General features: G+C 39.4%; 27 protein-coding genes and 1 pseudogene. 15 read left to right on the top strand and 13 right to left on the bottom strand.

The annotated features are described in order from the left end of the window. Positions 1-16: 16 nt before the first annotated feature. Positions 17-730 (top strand): acetolactate decarboxylase, encoded by a 714-nt coding sequence (gene budA / locus LKF16_RS10755; RefSeq protein ID WP_291471580.1) that lies wholly within the window; start codon positions 17-19, stop codon positions 728-730. A 47-nt stretch (positions 731-777) separates the two neighbouring features. Here the strand turns inward: budA and LKF16_RS10750 are convergent, their stop codons facing one another. Beyond that, positions 778-2,334, bottom strand: a complete 1,557-nt coding sequence (locus tag LKF16_RS10750) for an MFS transporter (protein ID WP_291471582.1) — start codon at positions 2,332-2,334, stop codon at positions 778-780. Between the two features lie 313 nt (positions 2,335-2,647). Here LKF16_RS10750 and LKF16_RS10745 point away from each other — a divergent pair, with 313 nt between their 5' ends. From LKF16_RS10745 to LKF16_RS10725, 5 genes are all read left to right on the top strand, one after another. Then, positions 2,648-4,033 (top strand): class II fumarate hydratase, encoded by a 1,386-nt coding sequence (locus LKF16_RS10745; RefSeq protein ID WP_291471584.1) that lies wholly within the window; start codon positions 2,648-2,650, stop codon positions 4,031-4,033. A gap of 18 nt (positions 4,034-4,051) precedes the next feature. After that, positions 4,052-5,452 (top strand): flavocytochrome c, encoded by a 1,401-nt coding sequence (locus LKF16_RS10740; RefSeq protein ID WP_291471586.1) that lies wholly within the window; start codon positions 4,052-4,054, stop codon positions 5,450-5,452. Between the two features lie 2 nt (positions 5,453-5,454). Beyond that, positions 5,455-6,873, top strand: coding sequence for an anion permease (locus LKF16_RS10735; protein WP_291471588.1), 1,419 nt, complete (start codon positions 5,455-5,457; stop codon positions 6,871-6,873). A 14-nt stretch (positions 6,874-6,887) separates the two neighbouring features. Further along, a complete protein-coding gene (locus LKF16_RS10730; RefSeq protein WP_291471590.1) occupies positions 6,888-7,799 on the top strand; it encodes a LysR family transcriptional regulator in 912 nt (303 codons plus the stop codon). Positions 7,800-8,043: 244 nt separating this feature from the next. After that, positions 8,044-8,523: a GNAT family N-acetyltransferase gene (locus tag LKF16_RS10725; protein WP_291471591.1), complete on the top strand. Its 480-nt coding sequence runs from the start codon at positions 8,044-8,046 to the stop codon at positions 8,521-8,523. Between the two features lie 13 nt (positions 8,524-8,536). On the opposite strand, the pseudogene LKF16_RS10720 reads toward LKF16_RS10725, so the two are convergent. Continuing rightward, a pseudogene (locus tag LKF16_RS10720) lies at positions 8,537-8,878 on the bottom strand (type II toxin-antitoxin system antitoxin SocA domain-containing protein); the annotation flags it as partial. A gap of 40 nt (positions 8,879-8,918) precedes the next feature. Beyond that, positions 8,919-9,851 (bottom strand): LysR family transcriptional regulator, encoded by a 933-nt coding sequence (locus tag LKF16_RS10715; RefSeq protein ID WP_291471593.1) that lies wholly within the window; start codon positions 9,849-9,851, stop codon positions 8,919-8,921. A gap of 163 nt (positions 9,852-10,014) precedes the next feature. On the opposite strand from LKF16_RS10715, the gene metE reads away from it, so the two are divergent. The 5 genes from metE to LKF16_RS10690 all read left to right on the top strand — a co-directional run bounded on the left by metE (position 10,015) and on the right by LKF16_RS10690 (position 15,675). Continuing rightward, complete coding sequence (gene metE, locus LKF16_RS10710) at positions 10,015-12,276, top strand: 5-methyltetrahydropteroyltriglutamate--homocysteine S-methyltransferase (RefSeq protein ID WP_291471595.1); 2,262 nt, start codon at positions 10,015-10,017, stop codon at positions 12,274-12,276. A 4-nt stretch (positions 12,277-12,280) separates the two neighbouring features. Next, positions 12,281-13,162: a methylenetetrahydrofolate reductase [NAD(P)H] gene (gene metF, locus LKF16_RS10705; RefSeq protein ID WP_291471597.1), complete on the top strand. Its 882-nt coding sequence runs from the start codon at positions 12,281-12,283 to the stop codon at positions 13,160-13,162. Positions 13,163-13,267: 105 nt separating this feature from the next. Then, entirely contained in the window at positions 13,268-13,525 is a 258-nt protein-coding gene (locus LKF16_RS10700) for a type II toxin-antitoxin system Phd/YefM family antitoxin (protein ID WP_291471599.1), read from the top strand. Positions 13,526-13,625: 100 nt separating this feature from the next. Next, on the top strand, positions 13,626-14,396 hold the full coding sequence (locus LKF16_RS10695; RefSeq protein WP_291471601.1) for an NUDIX hydrolase: 771 nt from the start codon (positions 13,626-13,628) through the stop codon (positions 14,394-14,396). 124 nt (positions 14,397-14,520) lie between these two features. Further along, positions 14,521-15,675: an MFS transporter gene (locus LKF16_RS10690; protein ID WP_291471734.1), complete on the top strand. Its 1,155-nt coding sequence runs from the start codon at positions 14,521-14,523 to the stop codon at positions 15,673-15,675. Between the two features lie 41 nt (positions 15,676-15,716). Here LKF16_RS10690 and LKF16_RS10685 read toward each other — a convergent pair whose 3' ends face one another. The 4 genes from LKF16_RS10685 to LKF16_RS10670 form a co-directional block, all read right to left on the bottom strand. Beyond that, the gene (locus LKF16_RS10685; RefSeq protein ID WP_291471603.1) at positions 15,717-16,187 is read right to left on the bottom strand and encodes a glutathione peroxidase; all 471 of its coding nucleotides are present in this window, start codon (positions 16,185-16,187) and stop codon (positions 15,717-15,719) included. A 48-nt stretch (positions 16,188-16,235) separates the two neighbouring features. Further along, entirely contained in the window at positions 16,236-16,427 is a 192-nt protein-coding gene (locus LKF16_RS10680) for a hypothetical protein (RefSeq protein WP_291471604.1), read from the bottom strand. 131 nt (positions 16,428-16,558) lie between these two features. After that, entirely contained in the window at positions 16,559-16,837 is a 279-nt protein-coding gene (locus tag LKF16_RS10675) for a hypothetical protein (RefSeq protein WP_291471606.1), read from the bottom strand. A gap of 340 nt (positions 16,838-17,177) precedes the next feature. Continuing rightward, positions 17,178-18,662, bottom strand: a complete 1,485-nt coding sequence (locus LKF16_RS10670; protein ID WP_291471735.1) for an MFS transporter — start codon at positions 18,660-18,662, stop codon at positions 17,178-17,180. Positions 18,663-18,818: 156 nt separating this feature from the next. On the opposite strand from LKF16_RS10670, the gene LKF16_RS10665 reads away from it, so the two are divergent. Beyond that, positions 18,819-19,361, top strand: coding sequence for a DUF1697 domain-containing protein (locus LKF16_RS10665; protein ID WP_291471608.1), 543 nt, complete (start codon positions 18,819-18,821; stop codon positions 19,359-19,361). 227 nt (positions 19,362-19,588) lie between these two features. On the opposite strand, the gene LKF16_RS10660 is transcribed toward LKF16_RS10665, so the two are convergent. From LKF16_RS10660 to LKF16_RS10650, 3 genes are all read right to left on the bottom strand, one after another. Then, complete coding sequence (locus tag LKF16_RS10660; RefSeq protein ID WP_291471610.1) at positions 19,589-20,413, bottom strand: NADP-dependent oxidoreductase; 825 nt, start codon at positions 20,411-20,413, stop codon at positions 19,589-19,591. Between the two features lie 6 nt (positions 20,414-20,419). After that, positions 20,420-20,596 (bottom strand): hypothetical protein, encoded by a 177-nt coding sequence (locus LKF16_RS10655; RefSeq protein WP_291471612.1) that lies wholly within the window; start codon positions 20,594-20,596, stop codon positions 20,420-20,422. A 65-nt stretch (positions 20,597-20,661) separates the two neighbouring features. Next, positions 20,662-21,225, bottom strand: a complete 564-nt coding sequence (locus tag LKF16_RS10650; RefSeq protein ID WP_291471614.1) for a TetR/AcrR family transcriptional regulator — start codon at positions 21,223-21,225, stop codon at positions 20,662-20,664. 145 nt (positions 21,226-21,370) lie between these two features. On the opposite strand from LKF16_RS10650, the gene LKF16_RS10645 reads away from it, so the two are divergent. The 3 genes from LKF16_RS10645 to LKF16_RS10635 are packed head-to-tail and all read left to right on the top strand — an operon-like array spanning position 21,371 to position 22,783. Next, positions 21,371-22,105 (top strand): sulfite exporter TauE/SafE family protein, encoded by a 735-nt coding sequence (locus LKF16_RS10645; protein WP_291471616.1) that lies wholly within the window; start codon positions 21,371-21,373, stop codon positions 22,103-22,105. A gap of 38 nt (positions 22,106-22,143) precedes the next feature. Continuing rightward, complete coding sequence (locus LKF16_RS10640) at positions 22,144-22,512, top strand: type II toxin-antitoxin system RelE/ParE family toxin (protein WP_291471618.1); 369 nt, start codon at positions 22,144-22,146, stop codon at positions 22,510-22,512. Further along, positions 22,505-22,783 carry a helix-turn-helix domain-containing protein gene (locus tag LKF16_RS10635; RefSeq protein ID WP_291471620.1) on the top strand — a complete coding sequence of 93 codons (279 nt, stop codon included), beginning with the start codon at positions 22,505-22,507 and terminating at the stop codon, positions 22,781-22,783. The genes LKF16_RS10640 and LKF16_RS10635 overlap by 8 nt, the downstream gene beginning before the upstream one ends. Before the next feature lie 54 nt (positions 22,784-22,837). Here LKF16_RS10635 and LKF16_RS10630 read toward each other — a convergent pair whose 3' ends face one another. From LKF16_RS10630 to LKF16_RS10620, 3 genes are read right to left on the bottom strand one after another with little or no spacing between them, the layout of a single operon-like run. Further along, positions 22,838-23,623 (bottom strand): hypothetical protein, encoded by a 786-nt coding sequence (locus LKF16_RS10630; protein WP_291471622.1) that lies wholly within the window; start codon positions 23,621-23,623, stop codon positions 22,838-22,840. Next, a complete protein-coding gene (locus LKF16_RS10625; protein ID WP_291471624.1) occupies positions 23,616-24,329 on the bottom strand; it encodes an ATP-binding cassette domain-containing protein in 714 nt (237 codons plus the stop codon). The genes LKF16_RS10630 and LKF16_RS10625 overlap by 8 nt, the downstream gene beginning before the upstream one ends. Beyond that, the gene (locus LKF16_RS10620; RefSeq protein WP_291471737.1) at positions 24,322-24,696 is read right to left on the bottom strand and encodes a GntR family transcriptional regulator; all 375 of its coding nucleotides are present in this window, start codon (positions 24,694-24,696) and stop codon (positions 24,322-24,324) included. The genes LKF16_RS10625 and LKF16_RS10620 overlap by 8 nt, the downstream gene beginning before the upstream one ends. Positions 24,697-24,730 lie beyond the last annotated feature (34 nt).

Genomic DNA, 24,730 nt, shown 5'->3' with positions numbered 1-24,730 from the left:
CAGAAAGGAAATCTACATGACTAACACAAACGTTTTATATCAACATGGAACTCTGGCACTCTTAGTTCCCGGACTCCTGGACGGCACTTTGCCAATGAAAGAATTATTGGCACACGGCGATACCGGAATCGGAACTGGCGAAGGACTTGACGGAGAACTGATCATCTTAGATGGCGTTCCCTATCAAGTCGATGGCAAGGGAAATGTTAATATTGTGAAAGATTCATTCATGTTACCTTTTGCCAATAGTCACTTTGCTTCATATCAAGAATTAGTCGACGTAAATGACATCAAACGAGACAATCTACAAAAGCTCATCGATGAAAAAACTGCCAGTGCAAATACTTTTTACTCAGTCATCATTAAAGGAACTTTCAAAAACATGAAGACTCGTGCTGTTCAAAAGTCAACAAAGCCTTACGATACTTTGGCTATCACGGCTGAAAAACAAAGCATCTTTGACCGCGAAACAGTTGACGGTACTTTGTTGAGTTATTACTCTCCACAAATTTTTGACGGAGCTGCTGTTGGCGGATTCCACAGTCACTTCATGTCAGACTCACACGATTTTGGTGGCCATATCTTAGAATTCACGTCAGTATCAGGAACTGTTAGTTTCCAACAATTCGACAGTTTGGAACAACATTTGCCAACTCACAGTGAATCATATATGAAACATGATTTTTCAAATGAAGACATCTTGGGCGCCATCCACGACGCTGAAAGCTAGAACATAAAAAGCTATTGCTGATCAATTAAATTGATCGACAATAGCTTTTATTTTGCTCTCTTTTTAATAGTTAAAACTGCTACGACAGCTCCCAGTAAAATGATACCTATCGAAACATAGAGGACTTGAATATAGCCCTGGTTGAATGCTTTGAATATTGCGATTTTTAATTGTTGTGCTAACTGACTGCCATTGGTCAAATGATTCAAATACGATTGAACGACTTTGAATACTTCTTTATTGCTGACGGGACCACCTGACTGCAAGGCGTTGATGATTCCCTGTTTAGCAGTTTTTGAAACTTCCAAATTAGCAACATATTTTGCGATGCCATTTTGATAACCGTTGCTCAAAATTAGTCCTAAAATCACGATTCCAAAGGTACTTCCCAGTTGACGAAAAACGTTTACGACTCCACTAGCAATTCCGACGAATCTTTGGTCAACACTTTCCATGGCCGCCGCCGACAACGGTGGATTCACGATGGCATTACCGATACCAATAATGATAAAGCCAGCAACAAAATCAATGTAGCTCACTTGCAGCGATACGACTCGAACGATTTCAAACAGTCCTAGAGAGATAATCAGAAGTCCTCCACCGATCAACCAGCGTTTAGCAAATCGATTCGACATGATTCCAGCAATCGGTCCAATGATCAGACTCATCAATCCGATTGCTAACTGTCTGATACCAGTCTGCTCCGCCGAGTAATTGAGATAGTTCTGCATCCAGATCGTCATATAAGTAAAGTAGGCATACAATCCAGCACCCAGACAAAATGAAGCAATTGCCGTGCCGTTAAAGGCCCACGATTTAAAAATTGCCAGATCGACCATCGGTTGTTTGATCCGTTTTTCAATGATGATAAAGATTATTAATAGTACCAATCCGACTAGAAAACAAGGCCAAACATGCGGATTACCCCAAGTCCAGTTGACGTGGGTCTCCTTTTGGACCAATCCGAAGACTAGGTAAAAAATCATGACAGTGGAAATTGACATGCCCCACCAATCGATTTTTTCACCACGATTTCCAAAGGTCTCATCAACGAATTTAAAAGTCATGATAATTGCGATAATGCCGATTGGAATGTTGATACTAAAAATCGACCGCCAACTCGACACTTTGATCAAATATCCGCCAATTACCGGGCCTAATGCCGTAGCGACACCGACGACTGAACTCCAGACGCCAAAAGCAATGCCACGTTCTCGGTCATCAAACGTTTCTGCAACGATAGTCATGGATAAGCTCATCATCCCTGCTCCACCGATACCTTGGAACACACGAGCGAGATTTAAAGTTAGTGCTGTCGGTGAAAGTGCTGAGCCCAATGACCCAACGGTAAAAATCGTGAGCGAGATCAGAAAGATTTTTTTCCGGCCAAACAGGTCGCCAAATTTCGATGCCAACAACAAACACATCGCAAACGCTAAGGTATAAGCATTAATGATCCATTGAAGTTCAGTATATGAAGCTTTGAGTTCCATTTGAATCGTCGGCAAAGCTACATTGACAATTGTCGAATCCAATAACGACATGAAGACAGCAATGCACAGCGCCGTTAAAGCGAACCAACGTCGATTATTAGTTTTTCCCATCTGATCTCACCTGACTTTCTACTATCAATATATCAGTTTTGAATGGAAAAAATGCTTTTTAAAAGAGTTTTGAGGCTAATTAGTGGATAATATCTTCATGAGGTTATCCACGCTTATTGTGAACCAATAAACTTTTATTTTTTTGAAAAAATATTCTGTTACGCAAGACCGCACTCCTTAAACAGCTGATATATCAACCTCATAAATTTTATTAATAGCATATTTAACATTTGACTATAATCTTAAGTCACCTTTATGATACAAATATCACAAGGATATGAATTGAGAAATTACATTTGGAGGGACCAGCACAATGACAAATTTTAGAACTGAATCAGATACCTTAGGCGAGGTTAAGATTCCTGAAACAGCACTCTGGGGAGCACAAACAGAACGTTCACGTAACAACTTCCCTACCGGCGAAAAGATGCCGCTTGAAATCATCAAGGCTTTGCTACAAATTAAGAAGGCCGCTGCGATTGCTAATAAAGAAGTTAAATCGATCGATGCAGATAAGGCTGATTTGATTGTTGAAGCTATCGACAAACTTTTGGCTTTAGATGACGAAGATCTTAGAAAAGATTTCCCATTGGTAATTTATCAAACAGGTTCAGGTACACAAACTAACATGAACTGTAATGAAGTAGTTGCCCACATGGCTGCTAAGATCAACCCTGACATCGAAATTTTGCCTAACGATGATGTCAACAAAGGTCAAAGTTCAAACGATATTTTCCCAACAGCAATGAACATCACTGCTTCAGTCGCAGTTGATAAATTGGAAGAATCACTTGAACACTTAATTGCTGAACTAAAAGTCAAACAAGACAAGTACTGGCGCACAGTTAAAATCGGTCGGACTCACTTGCAAGATGCCACTCCATTAACTTTTGGACAAGAAGTTAGTGGCTATGTTTCAGCTCTTGAACATGATCTCTCATATTTAAAAGAATTAAATCCTACGCTTGGCGAATTGGCAATGGGTGGAACAGCCGTTGGTACTGGTTTAAATGCTGCACCAGGATTTGCTGACATCATTGCTTCAGAAATGAGCAAATTATACGGCGTTGAATTTACTGCCGATACTAACAAGTTCTATGGTCTAGCACATCATTCAGGACTAAACGTTGTTCACGGTGCTATCAAGACTTTAGCAGCTGATTTGATGAAGATCGCCAACGATATTAGATTCTTAGGTTCTGGTCCTCGTTCAGGTTATGGCGAATTGAACATCCCTGCTAACGAACCTGGCTCATCGATCATGCCTGGTAAAGTTAACCCTACTCAAGCTGAAGCTATCACCATGGCAGCCGTTCGTGTCATGGAAAATGACGTCGTTGTCGACATGGCATCATCACAAGGAAACTTTGAGATGAACGTCTACAAGCCAGTCTTGATCAGCGCATTCCTAGAATCAGCTGAATTATTAGCTGGAACAATGACTGGATTTGCCGACAAGATGATCCACGGTCTAACAGTTAACTCAGATCGTATGGAAGAATTAGTTGAACAATCATTGATGACTGTTACTGCTTTATCTCCACATATCGGTTATCACGAAAGTGCCACAATTGCTCAAGATGCTCAAAAAGAAGGTACATCATTGCGTGAAGCAGCCGTCAAATCAGGATTACTAACACCTGAACAATTTGACGAATGGGTCGTACCTATCAACATGACAAATATTGATCAAAAATAATTTTTTAAGAAGGATATCATGGCAGAAAAATACAAATTTCAACCTACTAACATTAACCAACTGATGGACTACTATGACTTGATCATTGTTGGTTCTGGTGGGACTGGACTTACAGCCGCACTACAAGCACACGAATTAGGACTCAAACCAGTTATTTTGGAAAAAATGGACGCGATCGGTGGTAATACGACTCGTGCTTCATCTGGTATGAACGCTTCCGAAACCTACGTACAACTCGACCACAAGATCGTTGATAATATGGAAGATTTTTACAACGATACTTTTAATGGCGGTGGCAAAAAGAACAATCCTGAATTGCTCAAATATTTCACCACTCACTCAGCTCTAGCTATCGACTGGTTAGCTAACCATGGCATTATTTTGGACGACCTTACCATCACTGGTGGTATGAGCGTAATGAGAACTCACCGTCCTAGTTCAATGGCACCAATCGGTGGATTCCTAGTTGAAGAATTGCTCAAACAAGTTGAAAAAGAAAAGATTCCATTATTCACTGACGTCTACGTAACAAAGATCAATCAAACTGACGGGAAAGTTTCTAGCGTTACCTTAGACATCGATGCTAGAACTACCGAGATCAGAACTAATGCTGTTGTTTTAGCCACTGGAGGCTTCGCAGCCAACCAAGACTTGTTAATTAAATATCGTCCTGACCTCAAAGGTTACAAGACTACTAACCAACCTGGCGCAACTGGTGACGGTATCAAACTTGCTAGTGACGTTGGCGCAAAACTAGTCGACATGGACCAAGTCCAAGTCCACCCTACCGTTCAACAAGATACTGATCATCCATTCCTGATTGGTGAAGCTGTTCGTGGTGAAGGTGCTATCTTGGTCAACAAAGCTGGAAAACGTTTTGTTAACGAACTCGACACCAGAAAAAATGTTACAGCTGCCATCGATGACCTTAATGAACACGGAGCATACTTGATCTTGGACCAAGGTATTCGTGACCGTGTTAAAGCTATCGAATTTTATGACCACGTTGGACTAGTAACTACAGGTCAAACGCTAGAAGAATTGGCTAAAGAAATCGACATCGATCCAGTTACGCTTGAAGAAACAGTTGCTACTTGGAATTCAGCAGTCAAAAATGGGGACAAAGAATTCAATCGGACAACTGGTATGGATCGTGATATCTCACAAGGACCATTCTTCTCAATTCATATTGCACCTGCCGTTCATTACACAATGGGTGGCGTAGCAATCAATGATAAGACTCAAGTTTTAGATGAAAAAAACAACGTAATCGAAGGATTATTTGCAGCCGGGGAAATTGCTGGGGGATTGCATGGAAACAACCGTATTGGTGGAAATTCCATTGCTGAAACAGTTATTTTTGGGAGACAAGCTGGACAACAATCTTTCAAGTATCTACAAGCAAAGGCTGCTAAATAACTATGACTTTGCAACGCTTGGACTATAAAAAGTTCCTAGCACCTATCATCGTTGGTTTGATCATTTGGTTTCTCTCACCAATAAAACCAGCTGGCGTCAGCCTTTTGGCTTGGCACATGTTCGCCATTTTTGTTGCGACAATTATTGGCTGTATCACTCAACCACTACCAATTGGTGCGGTCGCTATTATTGGATTTACTCTGACCGTTTTGACTGGAACAGTCAAGATGGACACTGCCATCGTTGGATTTGGTAATGCCAGCATCTGGCTGATCGCCATGGCATTCTTCATCTCACGCGGCTTTATCAAGACTGGACTAGGAAAACGAATTGCCGTACTGTTCGTTCGGACCTTTGGAAAAAGCACTCTTGGTCTTGCCTACTCATTACTTGGAGTTGACTTGATACTCGCTCCTGCTACACCAAGTAACACTGCTCGTGCTGGTGGTATCATGTATCCAATCATCAAGTCACTAGCTGAAGAGTTCGGTTCTGATCCTAAAAAAGGAACCGAAAGAAAAATGGGATCATTCTTGATTTTTGCTGAATTCCACGGCGATATGATCACAGCAGCAATGTTCTTGACCGCCATGGCTGGTAACCCACTGGCAGCTTCATTAGCTGGCCAAATGGGCATCCACGTTTCATGGATGGGCTGGTTCTTAGCCGGATTAGTACCTGGTTTAGTTTCATTGATCGTGATTCCTTTTGTTATTTACAAAATGTACCCACCAGAAATCAAAAAGACACCTGATGCTAAAAAATGGGCCGATGAACAATTAGAACAAATGGGCAAAATTACTTTGCCTGAAAAATTGATGGCCGGAATTTTTATCATCGCCTTGCTTCTTTGGATCTTAGGCGGAATGTTAGGAATCGATGCTACCTTAACAGCATTCATCGCTCTTTCACTCTTGATCCTTTCGGGAATCCTAACTTGGAGTGATGTCTTGCATGAAACTGGCGCTTGGAACACATTAGTTTGGTTCTCAGTCCTAGTTATGATGGCTTCACAACTTAACAAACTTGGATTTATTCCTTGGTTAAGTGGTGCCATCGGTGGCAGTCTCAAGGGTATGAACTGGATCTTAGTAATGATCATCTTGCTCGTTGCTTACTTCTACACTCACTACCTGTTTGCCAGTTCTACAGCCCACATCTCAGCTATGTACAGTGCCTTCCTGGCCGTAGCTATTTCAGCCGGAGTTCCACCAATGCTAGGTGCCTTGATGCTTGGTTTCTTCGGTAACTTGGATTCATCAACAACACATTACAGTAACGGACCAGCACCAATTCTTTACGGTTCCGGCTATGTAAAACAAAGTGAATGGTGGAGAATGAACGCAATTCTCGGTATACTTTACTTTATTATTTGGATCGTTATCGGTTCAATGTGGATGAAACTTATCGGAATGTGGTAAAGATGGAGGCAAATATGAATACGAAGGATCTAGATTATTTCAGGACCTTAGTTGAAAAACGTAACTACACTGAAGTGGCGGAGATATTTAACGTTTCTCAACCAACGATCACCCAAGCTATCAAGCGTCTAGAAAAAGAATTCGAGACCAAGTTAGTCAATGTTGACCGTGTCCATCAAAAAACCGAAATAACTAGAACCGGATATCTTCTATTTGAAAAATCTTTAGCCATTCAAAAAAACCTCGATCTCGCACACAAAGAGATCAAGGCTGCTGATAGTCAAAAAATTAAGTTTGGGTTACCGCCAATTATTGGGACACTTTATTTTCCACAAGTCGTTGGCAAGATTGCTCAAAACGATCTATTAGATAAACTACAAATTTTTGAAAGTGGTTCAAATGCACTGTTCAAACAATTGGCAGATGGCGACATTGACGTAGCTGTCATCGGTTCGCTATTGCCGATCAACAATCCAAACTTTCAAGTCACGCAATTGGGGAGCCGTCCTTTCAGTCTCATCGTCAGTTCGCAGCATCCCCTAGCCCAATCAAAACAGGCAGTCGACTTCAAAGACCTCGTTGATGAGAAATTTATCGACTTTGCTGGACAATTTATTCATGGAAGAATTTTGCATGACTATTTTGAACACACCGGTATCAACCCGGAGATCATCCAAAAGACACCAGATATCTCTTGGTATAAAAGTCTCGTCAGAGCCAATATCGGCATCGGCGTTTTGGTACGAGATGAGATCAATAAGTACGATGACAACATCACCTGCTTAGAGATCAAAAATCCCATTCCAGAGAACTTCAACGTCTCAATAGTCTATCGTTCAAGCTACATCTTAAAGCCCGAGGAAGAGCAATTAATTGATATTCTGAAGACAATAAACGTTGAAAACATCTCTTCGGACCACTACTAGGAAATATGAAGAGAGCGTCAAAAGCGGGTAATTTCCGAGCATTAACGTAGGAATGGAAGGATTTGCGAATTGTGGAATCATTGCATTCAATAGTTAAGCGGAAGAAATTGCTTTTGTAAGCTCGTTTCAAATCAGAGAGCATCAAAAACTGAAATTCAAAAAAACTCGCTATCAATTTTAGATAGCGAGTTTTTTTTCGTATAGTGGTAAAATACGTCTCTAAAATGAATTGGAGACTTTTACCATGTTAATCAGACCAATACAAAAATCAGATACCCCATTTATTAAACAGATTCTCCAAACCGATTTAAAGGCTGCTAAACTAGATATTCCCGGAACTGCCTATTTCGACACGAATCTAGATACTTTGGATCAATATTATACTGGCAACTCCAATCGTGGATATTACGTAGTTGATGATAACGGCACAATCCTCGGTGGTGCAGGATTTGGAGAATTTGACTTAAACAATAAAGTTGCCGAACTACAAAAATTGTACTTGTCTGAAGCTGGACGTGGTCATGGACTGAGCTACAAGTTAATTGACTTAATTAAAGATAAAGCTAAAGATGCTGGATATTCAAAACTATATTTGGAGACACACCACAATTTAACAGCCGCATTACACATTTATTCCAAAGCTGGATTCACCAGACTGAATGGACCAATCAAAAGTAGCGACCACAGCAACGTAATGGATGGATTTTACATAATGGATCTTTAGTAATGATTAGTACTTACTCCAGCTCAAACAACGGTTGATAGTCAATAGCTTCACGAAGTTCTGAATTTTTCCATACTTCTCTTCTCTCAGAATATTCAATAATTTTTTGATTATCGAAATTTTGAAATTTTTTCCTAACCTTTTCCAACGCTTTTAACTCCTCATTATTGAGAATTCCGATGTCAGGCGAATCTAGTAATTTTATATTTTCTCCTAGATAATTCTCAGTTGGAAAAATATCTATCAATCGTTCATTCTCCATCGCATCAAGCAATAATTCATAATTCTTGGGAGCAAATCCAAAATGATTCTTGTGGTAAACAGCCCCAGTTATCGAAATACTGTTTGTCCCAAAATATGAAAAATCATTTTGTAATCAATTGATAGCAAAATAATTATTTTTCATCATCTATGATGGCAAATCCATATCCCTCGATGTGTTCCTTCAACATTTTCAAGTAGTCGACTGCGATTGGCGACAGTTCCATTTGGCGATGCTTCAACCAACCGAGAGTCATTGAGTCGTCAACTTCTAGCGGTATTGCTACGATTTTGTCATCGTTTAACTTGTTACTGATAATACCGGAACTGATGGTGTAGCCGTTTAAACCGACCATCAAGTTAAAAATCGTTGCCCGATCAGACACTTTGATGTTTTTCTTACGATCAAGCGTACTCAAAATCTCCTCAGAAAAATAAAATGAATTGTTATCGCCTTGTTCATATGACAAATAAGGATAGTCCACTAAATCTTCTAGTGTGACTGTCCTTTTTTTAGTCAAAGGATTCTGACTACCGACAAAGACGTGCGGCGTAGCTTTGAATAAAGGCGTGAACTCCAAATCCTGCTCCTTGAATAATTTTTGCAAAACTTGGCGGTTGAAATTGTTCAAGTACAAAATTCCCAATTCGCTTTTAAACGTCGTCAAGTCACTTAAGATGTTCTCGGTCTCAGTTTCTCGCAAAGTGAAGTTGTATTCATCTGCCTTGACTGTCTTGATCAACTCGACAAAGGCGTGCACTACGAAAGCGTAATGCTGGGCGGATACTGAAAAAGCTTGCTTGCGGACGGTATTTTTTTCATAACGTCCTTCAAGTAATTGGACTTGATCTAAAACTTGTCGAGCATAGACCATGAATTCGCGTCCATCATCTGTTAAAGAAACTCCAAGCTTGCTGCGCAATAAAATTTTGATGCCCATTTCTGATTCTAGTTCTTTAATGGCGTTGGATAAACTGGGTTGCGTCAAATACAATTGCTTGGCAGCTTCGTTGATCGAGCCTGTTCTGACAATGGTTTCGAGATATTGTAGTTGTTGTATTCTCATAATTGACTCCTAAATTTTGTATACATTATAACGTATCATATAGTTTTAAACTATAACCTTTCCATACTTTTAACAGTTATCCAACAATCAAATCCGGTGTTAACTTGTATCTATCAACAAGAACAAGAACAACAACTACTACTACTCAAGGAGACATTTATATATGACTACATCAATTATTGGATTTCCCCGAATCGGAGAAAATCGTGAATTAAAATTCAACACTGAAAAATATTGGCGCAACGAGATCACTGAAGCACAACTTCAAGACTTCGCCAAAAACTTACGTAAGGAACATTGGGAACTAGTTAAAAATGCTGGTATTGATGACATCCCTTCAAACGACTTCTCATTTTTTGATAATACTCTAGATACAGCGGTATTGTTCAACATTATTCCTGATAACGTTAAAGCATTGGATCTATCCCCACTTGATCGCTATTTTGCTCTCGCACGTGGCTATCATGGCGACAAAGGCGACGTAAAAGCTTTACCTATGAAGAAATGGTACAACACAAACTACCACTACTTAGTACCTCAAGTTTATGAAGATACAGATATCAAATTAAACGGAACAAAGATTTTTGACGAATACCAAGAAGCTAAAGACGCTGGTATTCAAACACGCCCAACGTTGGTTGGTCCTTTCACATTGCTTAGTTTGAGCGAATATCACAACTCAAAGCCTGATACGATTTTTGACAAATTAGTCGACACCTACAAACAAGTTTTTGCAAAGCTAGCTGACCAAGGTGCAGAATGGATCCAATTAGACGAGCCTGAACTAGTTAAGGACGTTACTGGTGAAAAATACGACTTGTTCATCAGAGTTTATAAAGAACTTCTAAAAGACAAGCAAACTAACTTGAAGATCTTAGTTCAAACTTACTTTGGCGACGTCCGTGATGTATACGATGACTTGATCAATTTGCCAATCGACGGTGTTGGTTTAGACTTCCACGAAGGTCGTAAAACAGCTGAACTAGTTAAATCAGGTTTCCCAGATGACAAAGTGCTTTTTGCCGGAGTCGTTAATGGTAAAAATATTTGGCGCAATCATTATGAAGATACGATCAATTTGATCAAGTCATTGCCTGCTAAAAATATCGTTCTCTCAACTTCATGTTCATTGCTCCACGTTCCTTTTACAATCGAAAACGAAGAATTCCCAGAAGATATCAAGAAACACTTCGCTTTTGCTAAAGAGAAATTGACTGAATTAAAAGAGATCCAAGCTATCTTGTCTGGAAAAGATCAAGCTGCTGAAACTCGCAACAAAGAATTGTTCGAAAAACCTCGTGTCAAAGAAGACCCTAAGGTTCACGAACGTGTCGCATCATTACAAGACGATGACTTTACACGTCACCCATCACTTGAAGAACGTGCCAAGATTCAAAAAGCCGAATTTAAGCTACCTGTATTGCCTACAACTACGATCGGATCATTTCCACAAACTAAAGAAGTCAGAAAGACTCGTGCCCAATTTAGAAAACACGAAATCACTCAAGAAGAATACGACAAATTTTTAGCCGGACACATCGACGAATGGTTGAAGTGGCAAGAAGATATCGGTTTGGACGTCCTAGTTCATGGCGAATTCGAACGTAACGACATGGTTGAGTACTTCGGCCAAAATCTGGATGGTTACCTATTCAGTAAAAACGGTTGGGTTCAATCATACGGTACTCGTGGCGTTAAGCCTCCAATCATCTGGGGCGACGTTGCCAGAAACAAACCTATCACCGTTAAATGGTCAAAATACGCTCAAAGCAAAACTGACAAGATTGTCAAAGGTATGTTGACAGGACCAGTAACAATTTTGAACTGGTCATTCCCACGTGAAGATATTTCTAAACGTGAATCAACTATTCAAATTGCTTTAGCAATTCAAGACGAAGTTTTGGATCTTGAAAAAAATGGTATTAAGATCATTCAAATTGATGAAGCAGCTTTACGTGAAAAACTACCACTTAGAAAATCAGACTGGTACTCAGAATACCTTGATTGGGCAATCCCAGCCTTTAGATTAGTTCACAGTAAAGTTAAACCTGAAACACAAATCCACACGCATATGTGCTATTCAGAATTTACAGATATTATTCCTGCCATCCAAAACATGGATGCTGACGTTATTTCATTTGAAGCCTCACGTTCAAATCTCGAGATTTTGGATGCTTTGCAGGCTGAACACTTCAAGCTTCAAGTCGGACCTGGTGTCTACGATATCCATTCGCCACGTATCCCATCTGTCGACGAGATCAAGAACACGATCCACAAGATCATCGACAAAGTCCCTGTTCAAAAAGTCTGGATCAATCCTGATTGCGGACTCAAGACTCGTGGAATCAAAGAAGCAAAAGCAAGTGTCGAGAACTTAACAGAAGCTGCCAAGGAAGTTAGAGCGGAAGTTAAAGAGGAGATTTAGTATTATGGCCACACAAAATGCAGGACCTCGTTTGTCCTTTGAGGTCTTCCCTCCTAATTCTCAAGTTGGGGTCGATAAGTTGACTGGAACTTTAGATGAATTGAAGGGTCTAGACCCTAGTTTTATCAGTGTTACTTGCAGCAACCACAAATTAGACTATGCCAAGACCACCATTGACCTAGCCAAGTACGTTCATGAAAAATTAGACTGTCCAACCATGGTCCACATGCCAGCTGCTTACGTTACTAAAAAAGAAGTCAGCCACATTTTGGATCAGTTGGAACTCATGCACATTGACCAGATCTTGGCATTGCGTGGAGACATCGTTGACGGATTCACTCCTGAGACAGACTTCAAATACGCTAGCGACCTGACTAAATTTATCAAACAGCAAAAGCCTAACTTTCATGTTTCTGGCGCTGCTTATCCAGAGACCCATCCCGATTCAAAAAATCGGATCGACGACATCGTCCACTTGAAGCAGAAGGTCGATGCTGGTTGCGACCAATTGATTACACAGCTTTTTTACGATAATGATGAATTCTATCGTTTCCAAGAAGAGTGTGCTATCTCTGGTATCAACGTGCCGATCTTGGCCGGTATCATGCCTGTTGTCAATCGTAAGCAAGCTCTACACGTCGTGGAAAACTGCCACGCAACCTTGCCTAAGAAGTTCATCGCTATCTTAGATAAGTACAAAGACAATCCAGTTGCTTTAAAAGAAGCTGGTATCGCTTATGCCGTCGACCAAATCGTTGACCTAGTAACTAACGACGTTGATGGAATTCACCTTTATACGATGAATAAATCCGATACAGCCAAACACATATACAACAACACAGCATCGCTTTTCAATTTGGAAAGTGCATCGCCAATTGTTGATTAAAATCTGAAAAACAGTCAATCATGGCTGTTTTTTTATTTTGTTGTAATTTGACAAACTAGTTGTTATAAACTTTATCCAACAACTACGACAAAAAAGGAAAATCATATGAAAACAACTTACACAATTTCCGAAGCTGAGAAAAATTTTTCTGACATTACTAAAGATGTTAACTCTGAAGAAAAACCTGTGACCATCAAATCACCTGAAGGCACTGACTACGATGTCGTTATCATTAGCAAAAAACATTGGGATGCTATGCAAGAAACACTCCATTTGGCAAAGAACGGTGTAATTGATCAAATAAAAGAACGCGAAAAAGACGGCAAGTTCATTGATTTTGATAAAGCTTGGAATGCGGAATAATTATTTTCTAACTCGCTAAATTCAACCGCATTATCTTTTCATGTTCGTTTTCAAAAAACTAATCTATAATATAGGTTAATTAATTGGGAAGGTATTTCACATGAGTTCATCCAAAGAATTGACCGTCAACATTGTAAATATTATCTGGAGTTTTGATCCGAAAGCCGAGCAAGTCATGGTCTTGTTAGTCCAAAATAATTATCAACCATACCTGAACAAGTGGGGTCTGCCAACGACATTGTTGCGCGATAACGAAAATGCTGAAGAAGCTTCATTGCGTCTGATCCGTGAAAAAATCGGCATTGACCTGCCTGATTTTTACACCGAACAATTGGAAACTTTCAGTGACGTCAATCGCAGCCAAAATCAACGTGAAATAGCTTTGACGTACATGACTTACCTTCCCTCAATGCCTGATTTGACACCCGGATATGGTGCAAAAGATGTTGCCTGGTTTGCAATTGGTTCAGATGAAAATTCGTACTTGTTGACACATCAAAACTTAGAATTTAAAACCTTACCTGACAATATCAACGAAAATAATTTTTATCAAAAAATCAATCAATTCGATACTTCTGACAACTTGATCTCTGACCACGCATTGATCTTACGTGAGGCCTTTAATCGCGTGACTAACCGACTCGACTACTTACCTACGATTCTATTGATTCTGGGTACCAGTTTTACCTTGAAACAAGCCCGTGAAGTCTATGCAATTTTCCAGAAGCAATCGCTGACGGAAATCGACAATTCGAACTTTCGCAAGACCCACTCCCATCTATTCACCGAAGTCGGAATAAAACATGGAAAAAGCGGTCGTCCTGCAAAATTGTATAAATTAAAGCAAATTCTTGACCCTCGAAAAGACTAGTGATAGTCTTTTTTTAGATTAATAAAGGTAAATTGTACCTTTAATAATTTAATAAATATAAAATATAAATTTGGGGGATAAAATTTTGGAAACAGTCCAGAAAAATACTGGAATCAAATTGTTAATGGTCTTAGGGACCGCATGGCTTTTTGATGCAGCAGATGTGGCTTTACTGTCATTTATCATGCCGTTGATCAAAAAGGAATGGGCTCTAACACCGGGACTATTAGGTTCCGTTGGTGCTATTACTACTGTTGGTATGATGGTTGGTGCCATCTGGTTCGGTTATTTAGCTGACCGACACGGTAAAAAGAACATTATTATGCTCACGCTATTAATTTTTACGATCAGTAACTTGGGATTGGCATTTACTCAAGACATTTACCAATTCATGATCATTCGTTTCATCACAGGTCTAGGTTTAGGTGGGGAATTACCTGTTGCTGCAACGATCATTGCTGATTCATTTTCAGGGGACCGCCGTTCAAAAATGTTGATCTTAGTTGACAGTTTTTGGGCAGTTGGTTGGATCTTCGCTTCACTGTTGGCATTCTTATTCATGCCACTTTACGGTTGGCGTCCAACTGTCATCATTACTTCATTGATGGCAATTTACACATTGGTTTTACGTCGTCATTTACCGGAAGAAACTAATGTTAAAAATACTAAAACAAATATTAAAGCTTCGATTTCGCAAATCTGGTCGCCAGAACATCGACGTGCCACAATTTGCTTGAGCCTGTTATGGTTCATCATCATGTTCGTTTACTACGGCCTATTCTTGTGGTTACCTAGTGTTCTGATGACTAAAGGATTCAATATGTTCCATAGTTTTGGATACACTTTACTAACCAGTTTTGCACAATTGCCTGGTTACTTCTTGGCAGCTTACTTAATGGATAAGATCAGTCGTAAAAAGGTTCTGGCAATTTATTTAGTCGGAACTTTAATTGGTGCCTTCATATTCGGTACAGCTTCTTCAAATGCCATGGTTATTTTCGGTAGTATCTTACTTTCCTTCTTCACTCTAGGTGCATGGGGAATCATGATTGCTTTGACACCAACACAGTATCCTATTTCACACCGTGGAACTGGAATTGGTTTCACACAAGCAATTGGACGAATCGGTGCAACCATCGGACCTTACTTGGTTGGACTGTCATTAGGTCTAAAAGTCAGCATCACCATGATTTTCTTCTACTTTGTAATTGCCCTACTAATTGGTATCGCAATTCTATTATTCGGTTTGATTGATAACGACCAAGTTGATCAAAAATAACAAAAAGCAGTTAATTCAATAAAACGAATTAACTGCTTTTTCTATGCTTTCAACGCTGCAATAATATCTGGTTCGATTGCCTTTGGATTCGTCAATGGTGCGTAACGATCGATCATTGAACCGTCCTTTGCAATTAAGAACTTGGTGAAGTTCCATTTGATACGACCGTGACCAGCAGTGTCTTTAAGATACGTGAACAATGGGTCCTCACCCTTGCCGTTGACCAAGATCTTAGTCGTCATTGGGAATGTCACGCCATAGTGAATCTGACAAAAATCATTCGTTTCCTGCTCGTCAGAATATTCTTGGTGGAACTGATTAGATGGCAAGCCAATAACTTCCAAGCCTTTATCATGATAACGTTCATATAAGGTTTCAATGCCTTCAAGCTGCGGAGCTAGTCCACACTTAGAAGCAGTATTTACGATCAATAGGACTTTGCCCTTGTAGTCAGCAAAATTAATATCTTTGCCACCCATTTCTTTTTCTGAAAAATCATAAATTGTTGCCATAGTAATCATTCCCTTCTTTAACTGAATTGTATCGCCAATTATAACAATTTAATTACTATTTTGCTTGCGATAGAAGTAATACCATTGTGCAAAAAACAAAATTACGATAAAAACTAAGAATCCCCACAGATTGACAGTTTTTGTCATCGCTCCAAAAACAATCAAACCATAATAGATCACACCAAAGACACATAGTTCATAAACCAAGGCGCGAATCGCCGCTCTTAATGCTTTAGCCATAATATCTCCTAAAATCCTCTGAATAGAAATCCATTGTAACAAAAAAGCATCTCGAATGACCGAGATACTTGGAATTAATTTTTGCAATGAAAAAGCCTCGCCATTTGGCGAGACCCTACTAATTTCAAATTTTAATATAATGCGTATGTTGCGCCTTTTGCCAAGAACTTGATTTGTTCTTCATAGTTATTGTCTTCGATACGCAATTGCTTGATTGTCTTGATAACGTGCTCGTCATCCTTGAGACGACCAAAAAGATATGTGAATGAATATTTTTCATTGATCAAATTGTATGTTCTCAATACTAAGTCTTTAACGTAGTTATCTTTATCAATATCCTTATTTGCGTTGATATCCGTGTAAAGCTCCGATAAAACTTTCTTAGCTTCCGTATTATCGTTTAGTTCCATGTATATACACCTGCTTTGTAAATTTTAATCTTGCTTTCCGTTTATGATTGTATATTATCACACCTATACCAATTTTGCTTTGATTTAATAATTTCTTCATAAAAAAATCGCTTTTTGAAAAAATTTGTCTTTTCTATGATATAATTTGAACATTAATACGCCCTTAGTAACTAAATCGATTAGTAAATCTCATCCACGCAAAAACAGCGTCAGTACTGAATTTCTTAATTCAATGCTGACGCTGTTTTAATTTTATTAACTATTTATTTACTAATATTATCTTCGAAAACACTGCTGTTGAGCCATAAGCAAAATACTTGCAAAATTGTTATAGCCCAATTTAAATATCTCGACTCTTCACTGGTTTGGTGAAGCCGCTTCTAAACAAGATAATTAGAACCACTACTACGATCAAAATCAAGATCAAGGCGGTCAACATGATATTGTGGATACCGCTGAACAAGATGGCTCTCATTTCTGGAAGCAAATGCTGCGGCAGATTTTTTGCAGTCTGAGAATTACTCAAGTTATTCATCATTGACATTGTTAATTGACCATGACTGCCACGAACTCCCTTTAACAGCGCATGATTTAAGATCACACCATAAATGGCGGACATGAATGTCTGACTTAAGATCCGAACTAAATAAGCGAATGACGTTGCAATCGGCACGTCTCGAGGTTCGGCATCATATTGAACAGCAACTTGTAAGACGTTAAAACATAGTCCAATTCCAAAGCCTTCAAAGGCTCCCATCACTAGCAGGAACCAGTAGCTAGCAGATTCTTTAGCGATGAACAATCCAAGAAAGGCAATCAAGAAGGCTGCAGTACCAATAGCTATCAAGTTGTAGCGTCCAAGGCGTCTTTGCATGACTGGACCGGCTTCTGAACCAATGAAGTTAGTGATCGAACCTGGGATCTGCGTCATACCACCAATCAACGCACTTAGTCCCATAATTCCTTGTGCCCACATCGGGATATAAATGTTGAAGGCAACGAATGCTCCCCATAAAAAGACGAACAGAATCATATCAATGACTAACTTCGAATTTTTAAAAAGACGATTTGGCACGATTGGATCTTCGGCTTTATTTTCAATTTGAACCATTCTGGCAACTAAGATCGCACCAACGGCGATAAAGGCGAGTGGCACCCAAATCGATGACATCCCTAATTCTTGAATCCCGACTAAAATCGAAGTCAATCCCAAGATCATCAAGACTGCCCCATGGTAGTCGACCTTTGACTTGTTGAGATTTTCTTTGATATGGAAGAAGAACACGATGATCAAGATTGAGATCAAGGCAATCGGCAAGTTCAAATAAAATACCCAGTGCCAACTGAATGCATCAACGATCCAACCACCTAATAGCGGTCCGATGATTGAGGTCCCACTAAATGATGCTGCAGCCACGCCAATGACTTGTGCACGACGTCGTAAATTTTTAAAAATTTGTGAGTAGATAATAAACGGTATGGTATTCATTCCACCAGCACCGATTCCCATGAATCCACGGGCAATGATAAACCAGACAATATTTGGGGCTAAACCTTGGAATAACGCACCAATCATGAACACCACTGTGGCCACGATATAAGCTGTCTTATTACCCTTTCGTTCCCCAAACTTGCTCCACAAAGGCGTTGCGACCGCCATACCCAATAGGAAGATAGCCACTAGCCATCCCATATATTGGATACCATGCAGATCACTGACAATTGCTGGCAAGGCGGTGTTGATGATAGTTGCATCCAGTCCTGCCATCGCATTTGAAAGTATCAAAGCGAATGTAACGATTAATTTTCTATTTCGACTCACTATTTCATTTCCCCTGTCTATTCCCCGAAACTAAATTACGCAAAATAAGTATTCATAACTTAAAATACTATGACTATAATCAATCTTTGTCAAAGTCGCTAATTGTCGATGTACCAATGATATACTGACAGAAAGATTGCATTTAGGAGGATCATCATCTTGGATTATTTACTTTTATTGCGTGGCATCAATGTTGGCGGCAATAATCACGTTGCCATGCCCAAATTGAAAAAAATGTTAACTGAGGCTGGCTTCAAAAATGTCGATACATATATCAATAGTGGAAATATTTTTATCATGGGAAATGTCGACCAATTAACAGCTGAGCAAATGGTCGCAGAAGTCCTGAAGAAAAATTTCGATTTTGCGATCGACTTTCGTTTGATTTCAAAAGAAGCTTTCTTGCTCGACCTCAAACAAGCGCCAGACTGGTGGGGACAAGACCAAGAATTGCGTCATAATGCAGTCTTCAAGCTCAACGACTACAAAGCAGTCAACGATGACTGGCTCAAAGAAAATGCTACCGAAGATTACGACAAGGTCTTGATCACCCCAAATATCATCTTTTGGACATCGACTAAGAAAAAGGATCATAGCAAATCTTTCTACTCAAAGATCGGTGGTTCTGACCTTTACAAACAAACTACCGCTAGAAACTTCAACACAACCAAAAAGATTGAAAAAATGTTTGCTGAACGTTAATTTGCATCGCAATATTAAAATTTTTTGAAACATGAAAAATAGCAGTCAATTCACATTTTGAATTGACTGCTATTTTGTTGGACGTTTTTGACGCTCCCTGATCTGAAACGAGCTCTCAAAGGCAATTTCTTCCGTTTGCCACGGATATGACTGATTGCACAATTCGCAATAAGCCATATCCTGAGCAATGCTCGGAAATTACCCGCTTTTGACGCTCTCTCTATTCTTTACTCTCCGATTTGGATTAATACCTTACCGACTGCGTGTCCCTTTGAAGTATACTCTAGCGCTTCTTTGATCGAATCAAATGGGAATACTCGATCGATCACTGGTTTGATTTTTTCAGCTTTGATTAATTTGGTGATTTCTGCCAATTGTTCGCCATCGCTTCTCATCAACAAGAAATCATAACTGACTCCTTTGATGCGGGCGGTTTTTCTTAACGAACGAGAGATCATTGAGAATAGGATTCTTCTAGTCAAGCCCATTTCTTGTTCACGGGCTAGTTTTGGCGTTGGCATTCCTGAGATTGTTACCAGTCCGCCACCACTCTTTAAGATTCTCAAACCATCAGCAGTTTCAGCACCGCCACGGCTGTCAAAGACTGCATCGTAATCTTGCAAGACATCAGCGAATTTATTTTTGTGATAGTCGATGACCTTGTCAGCACCTAATCCTTCGACTAATGAAGTATTATGCTGACTCGTTGTTGTTGCTACATAGGCCCCAGCATTTTTAGCTAATTGGATGGCCATTGAACCCACGCCACCTGAACCTGAATTGATGAAGACTTTTTGGTCCTTTTGGATTTTCAAGACTTCAAATAAGGCTTGATAGGCGGTTAATCCCACCAATGGGACTGCGGCAGCATGGAGCAACGGAATATTCTTGGGAACCTTGGCGATTGCTTCTGGTTCAGTCGCTAAATACTCCGCAAACGTTCCGGTTTCACCGTGGTCAGTTCTTCCATAAACTTCATCGCCAACACTAAAGTCAGTGACGTTATGACCAATTTCAACGATCTCGCCAGAAAAATCATTACCTAAGGTCAATGGATATTAGGTCGGTATCTTAAACAACTGATGCATCATGTGGTAGTTTTGGTCCACTGGATTGATACTAGCAGCTTTGACCTCAACTAAGACTTGATCATTGGTAATTTCTGGCATATCGATTTTTTTCATTTGTGGTTTAGCCTTATCGTTCTTTGCCACATAAGCATACATTTTTGTCATTTGACACCCTCCGTAAATCAGGTACAGCACTTACATTCTATCCAACATTGCATCGTTTTGCATGTCTAATCTGGAATATCAGCTAAAGCAATTTCCAACATTTGTAAAAAACTATCGTCAGCCGGGACTAGATCATTATCAAATCTGCCAGTTCCAATATGGATGACTTCTCCAGCAATCAAGCTTCGAATCAGGCGTGCGTACACCAACTGTTGCTTTTTATCAGAAATCAGTGGATCTAATAATTGGCATAATAGTTGATACAAATTATCTAAGGTCGACTCGACTTCTTTGTCGCCATGAAACATTTCCTTCGGCATACTGATGACGTACTGCAGGACTAAGAAGTCATCAATGGCATAGTTTACACTGACCTGGCAAAACTTTAACACAGCTTTTTTCCCAGATAATCCAAAAATCTTATTCTGCAGTTCTTGAGTCAGTTTCGCATAAAAACGCACTGTTACAGCTGCTTTTAGTTCATTGCCATCGGAAAAATAATTATAGATCGATTGCGAGCGCATTCCTAATTGCTTGCTGATCTGCGAAAAGGTAGTTGGCTTTTGCTGACGAATCAATTCAATGACCGTATCAACAATTTTGGATTTAGAAAGTGTTCTAGCTGTCAAAGAAAATTCCTCCGCTTGAATTTTACACATTGTAGAATATAATTACGTTGTGTAATTAATTGATTTATCCAGTTGTCTTTCATTCTAGTCATTCTGAGTAATGACCTCAATGAAATTGACGAATATTTTGAAAGAGGGCTTTATCTTGACAACATTTGTACTCATAATTGTCGGAATTCTAGTTGGAACAATTGTGATTGCACTAGGTGGAGGCGGAGGTGCCATCTATCTAGGCATCCTCTCGTCCAGCTTCCACCTCTCGCCCGCCAGCGCTGCTGCAACTTCGATCATCACCTCGTTGCCGGCACTAGTCATTGGCGTCATTGGATATGCCAAGCAGAAACGGATCGATTTCCACGTTGGCAATCAGATGCTGTTAGCAGCACTTCCCGCAGTTGTGATAGGTTCTCTGATCTCGCCACATATTCCAAAAGTTATCTATACATGGATCATCGGCATAATTTTGATAATTTTAGGCTTACAAATCTTTTTTAAAAAATCGAAACAAGATTCGATCAATCAAAACCCATACGCAGCTGCAGCATACGGGATACTTGGAGGATTAATGGTTGGCGTTGCTGGATTAAGTGGCGGTGGACCGATCCTGGCTGGGCTCCTGCTCTTAGGGTTAGATACCTTCAACGCCACGGCGACCTCAGCGTATGTACTAGTTGGCATGAGCATTCTAGGTTCAATTTTTCATATCAGTTCCGGCAATGTGTACTGGCAAGCAGGAATACCTCTGCTCATCGGTGCTATCTGTGGTGCGGTGATTGCTCCATTGCTAGTAAATGTATTGGCTAAAAGCAAGCATCCAGAATGGATCAATTATTTTATCGCAGTTTTATTGATCTACATGGGAGTCAAAACATTAGTGTAATAATTTGTTTTTGATAGCATACGTGCTATCATGAGTGTATGAAAAAACCAGAATTTGAATTTTATACGCGTCCAAACGGCACCAATGAAATGAAAAATTTTCTAGAACAGTTATCAGATAAAGATAAAATCAAATTGCTTATAAGAATAGATTCTGTTCAAGAATATGGTTTACTTTTCGCTCAAAAACTCCAATGGATCAAAAAAATAAACACTAATTTATATGAAATAAGATCTCAAGTTTCTTCAAATATCCAAAGAGCCGTTTACTTTCATGTCGACGGAAACCGATATATCATTACGCATGGTTTTACTAAGAAAACACGAAAAACGCCTAGGAGAGAAATTGAACACGCACTAAAAATGAGACAAGAATTTTTTTCTAATGAGGATGGTGGCAATGACTAAAAACATTAAATTTGACGACTACATTAAGGAACAAAGTAAAGATCCTATCTTTAAAGAACAATACACCTATGAAAAAAATAAAATGACAGCTGCTATGGCCATTTACGAAACACGTGCTGAAATCGGCTGGACCCAACGTGAATTAGCTGAAAAAGCCGACGTTCCGCAATCGACCGTTGCTAGAATTGAAAAAGGTAATAACGTAAATGTTGATACCTTGAATAAATTAGCTGGTGCAATGGGAAAACAATTGAAAATCTCAGTAGAATAACATCTTTGATCAAAAAATCCGACCACATTTATCATGTAGTCGGATTTTTTGATTTTATGATTCAGAAACTGTTTCAACCCAATTGTGTAACAAGTAAATGCTTCCAGCTGCTTCAAGTGCGGCAACTACTACATATATCAAGATATAGAGTAAGAAGCTCCAGATGTCTGAGGAATTGGATAACATATTAACTGAATTATTTAAGGTACTCATAATGTAACTAACAATTCTAAGAACTGCCCAAATAACGACGATGTAAACTACGACGTTCAATACTCTGCGTCCCGTGCTAGGCAAGAAATTGCTACCAGTTCTGGATAACAAGTGGATCAAGTTGATAGTAGTCCAAGTTAATAGCATTAAGGCTAACATCATTAAAAGCCAGATACCGACAATGCCCCAAAGTTGTGAAACTTCAAAATTTGATCTTTGACCATTCATCATTGCCATCATTTTTAATGCCTGACTATAGTCATCCCAGTTAATAGCAATTGTGATGAAATACATAATGAATTCAACTGCTAAAGCGTAAATCATTCCAACAAACGAACTAGCTAGGTTTGCCAGATAAAACTTGATATCGCCAATTGGCACTAGTCGATAACTATCGCGGGTGTAAATTCGTTCTTGTAAGACTGTCAATCGAATAAAGACAATCAAGATAGCCAAGAATGACCATGTAAAAGTAAATTGGAACCAACTATTTTTTGAAAAATTACCATCAACGGCTGACCAGATGATCGAAACGAAAATGGCCATAATGTTGATCAATAAGATAAAGTTTGTGCTACGGAATTTATCGTTTAAGGTTGCTTTGAAAAATCTGCCGAAACTAGTCATCTTGTTTGCCCCCTTCTTGATACAAGCTTTCGTAAAAGTCTTCGATGTCCATGCCCGTATCTTCACGGATCTTGTCAGCTTGTTTGTGACAATTTATAGTCTCGTCTTTGATTACGACGATCTCATCAAGCAATGTTGCGATTTCAGTCACGTAGTGGTCACTAATAACGATTGTTGAATCTTCGGGCTTCCACTTAATGATACTGTTGATGATCTGCTTACGACTCATCGAATCGATTCCATCAAACGGTTCATCCAACAAGTACAAAGGAACTTGGCGAGATAAGGTCAAAGCAATGACGAGTTTTTCCTTGTTACCTTTTGAAAGAGCTGAAATTTTAGTTGTTTTGTCTAATTTCAAAAACTCGAGCAATTCGTTAAAACGTTTGTCGTCGAAATCTTCATAGACAGTCTCGTAAAATTTTTCAATTTTAGCGATTGGGGTACTTAATGGAAATCCGCCTAAGCGGTCCATGTAACTAACTTTGCTCTTACGTTCGGGAGCGGAAAATGAATTGTCTAATTCAATAATTCCGTGTCCATGAGCACTGCCGGTGATCAAACGCATCAAAGTCGTTTTACCAGCACCATTTTCTCCTAATAATCCGACAATCTTGCCACGATCTAGTTTTAAGTTAACGTCATGCAAAATCTTTTTTAATCTGTGACTATAGTTCAGATCTTCAATCTTTAATAGTTCAGGCATTTTGTGCACTCCTATCATGAATGTATTGTTGAAATTCTTTAATAATCTCTTCATCGGTGAGCTTTAAGCTATGCAATTCTTCATAAGCAATCGAAATTTGTTTATGAACGACTTCCGTCTTTAAATTGCTGATCATTTCCTCGTCTGCAGTCACAAAGTTTCCCTTACCTCGTTGCGATTCAATGACCTTATTAGCCAACATTTCAGACAAAGCTCGTTGGACGGTGTTGACGTTTGCCGTAACATCGACTGCTAGTTGTCTGACCGAAGGAAGCTTCTCTCCCGGCTGTAAGTCACCTGTTATGATTCTTCGATACAAGTAATTCTTGATCTGGATATAAATCGGAATCTTGTCATCAAACTTCAAAACAGTCACCTCAATTCCTACTGTATTAGTTTAC

Origin of the sequence: Companilactobacillus sp. (genome assembly GCF_022484265.1) — a bacterium.
In the GTDB taxonomy this organism is placed as follows: Bacteria; Bacillota; Bacilli; order Lactobacillales; family Lactobacillaceae; genus Companilactobacillus.
This window is presented reverse-complemented; position numbering and strand designations above follow the sequence as displayed.

Bases quoted from the DNA above. Each gene is read 5' to 3' on its own strand.
- budA (WP_291471580.1), top strand. From the start codon at position 17: ATGACTAACACAAACGTTTTATATCAACATGGAACTCTGGCACTCTTA.
- LKF16_RS10750 (WP_291471582.1), bottom strand. From the start codon at position 2,334: ATGGGAAAAACTAATAATCGACGTTGGTTCGCTTTAACGGCGCTGTGC.
- LKF16_RS10745 (WP_291471584.1), top strand. From the start codon at position 2,648: ATGACAAATTTTAGAACTGAATCAGATACCTTAGGCGAGGTTAAGATT.
- LKF16_RS10740 (WP_291471586.1), top strand. From the start codon at position 4,052: ATGGCAGAAAAATACAAATTTCAACCTACTAACATTAACCAACTGATG.
- LKF16_RS10735 (WP_291471588.1), top strand. From the start codon at position 5,455: ATGACTTTGCAACGCTTGGACTATAAAAAGTTCCTAGCACCTATCATC.
- LKF16_RS10730 (WP_291471590.1), top strand. From the start codon at position 6,888: ATGAATACGAAGGATCTAGATTATTTCAGGACCTTAGTTGAAAAACGT.
- LKF16_RS10725 (WP_291471591.1), top strand. From the start codon at position 8,044: ATGTTAATCAGACCAATACAAAAATCAGATACCCCATTTATTAAACAG.
- LKF16_RS10715 (WP_291471593.1), bottom strand. From the start codon at position 9,851: ATGAGAATACAACAACTACAATATCTCGAAACCATTGTCAGAACAGGC.
- metE (WP_291471595.1), top strand. From the start codon at position 10,015: ATGACTACATCAATTATTGGATTTCCCCGAATCGGAGAAAATCGTGAA.
- metF (WP_291471597.1), top strand. From the start codon at position 12,281: ATGGCCACACAAAATGCAGGACCTCGTTTGTCCTTTGAGGTCTTCCCT.
- LKF16_RS10700 (WP_291471599.1), top strand. From the start codon at position 13,268: ATGAAAACAACTTACACAATTTCCGAAGCTGAGAAAAATTTTTCTGAC.
- LKF16_RS10695 (WP_291471601.1), top strand. From the start codon at position 13,626: ATGAGTTCATCCAAAGAATTGACCGTCAACATTGTAAATATTATCTGG.
- LKF16_RS10690 (WP_291471734.1), top strand. From the start codon at position 14,521: ATGGTCTTAGGGACCGCATGGCTTTTTGATGCAGCAGATGTGGCTTTA.
- LKF16_RS10685 (WP_291471603.1), bottom strand. From the start codon at position 16,187: ATGGCAACAATTTATGATTTTTCAGAAAAAGAAATGGGTGGCAAAGAT.
- LKF16_RS10680 (WP_291471604.1), bottom strand. From the start codon at position 16,427: ATGGCTAAAGCATTAAGAGCGGCGATTCGCGCCTTGGTTTATGAACTA.
- LKF16_RS10675 (WP_291471606.1), bottom strand. From the start codon at position 16,837: ATGGAACTAAACGATAATACGGAAGCTAAGAAAGTTTTATCGGAGCTT.
- LKF16_RS10655 (WP_291471612.1), bottom strand. From the start codon at position 20,596: ATGACAAAAATGTATGCTTATGTGGCAAAGAACGATAAGGCTAAACCA.
- LKF16_RS10640 (WP_291471618.1), top strand. From the start codon at position 22,144: ATGAAAAAACCAGAATTTGAATTTTATACGCGTCCAAACGGCACCAAT.
- LKF16_RS10635 (WP_291471620.1), top strand. From the start codon at position 22,505: ATGACTAAAAACATTAAATTTGACGACTACATTAAGGAACAAAGTAAA.
- LKF16_RS10630 (WP_291471622.1), bottom strand. From the start codon at position 23,623: ATGACTAGTTTCGGCAGATTTTTCAAAGCAACCTTAAACGATAAATTC.
- LKF16_RS10625 (WP_291471624.1), bottom strand. From the start codon at position 24,329: ATGCCTGAACTATTAAAGATTGAAGATCTGAACTATAGTCACAGATTA.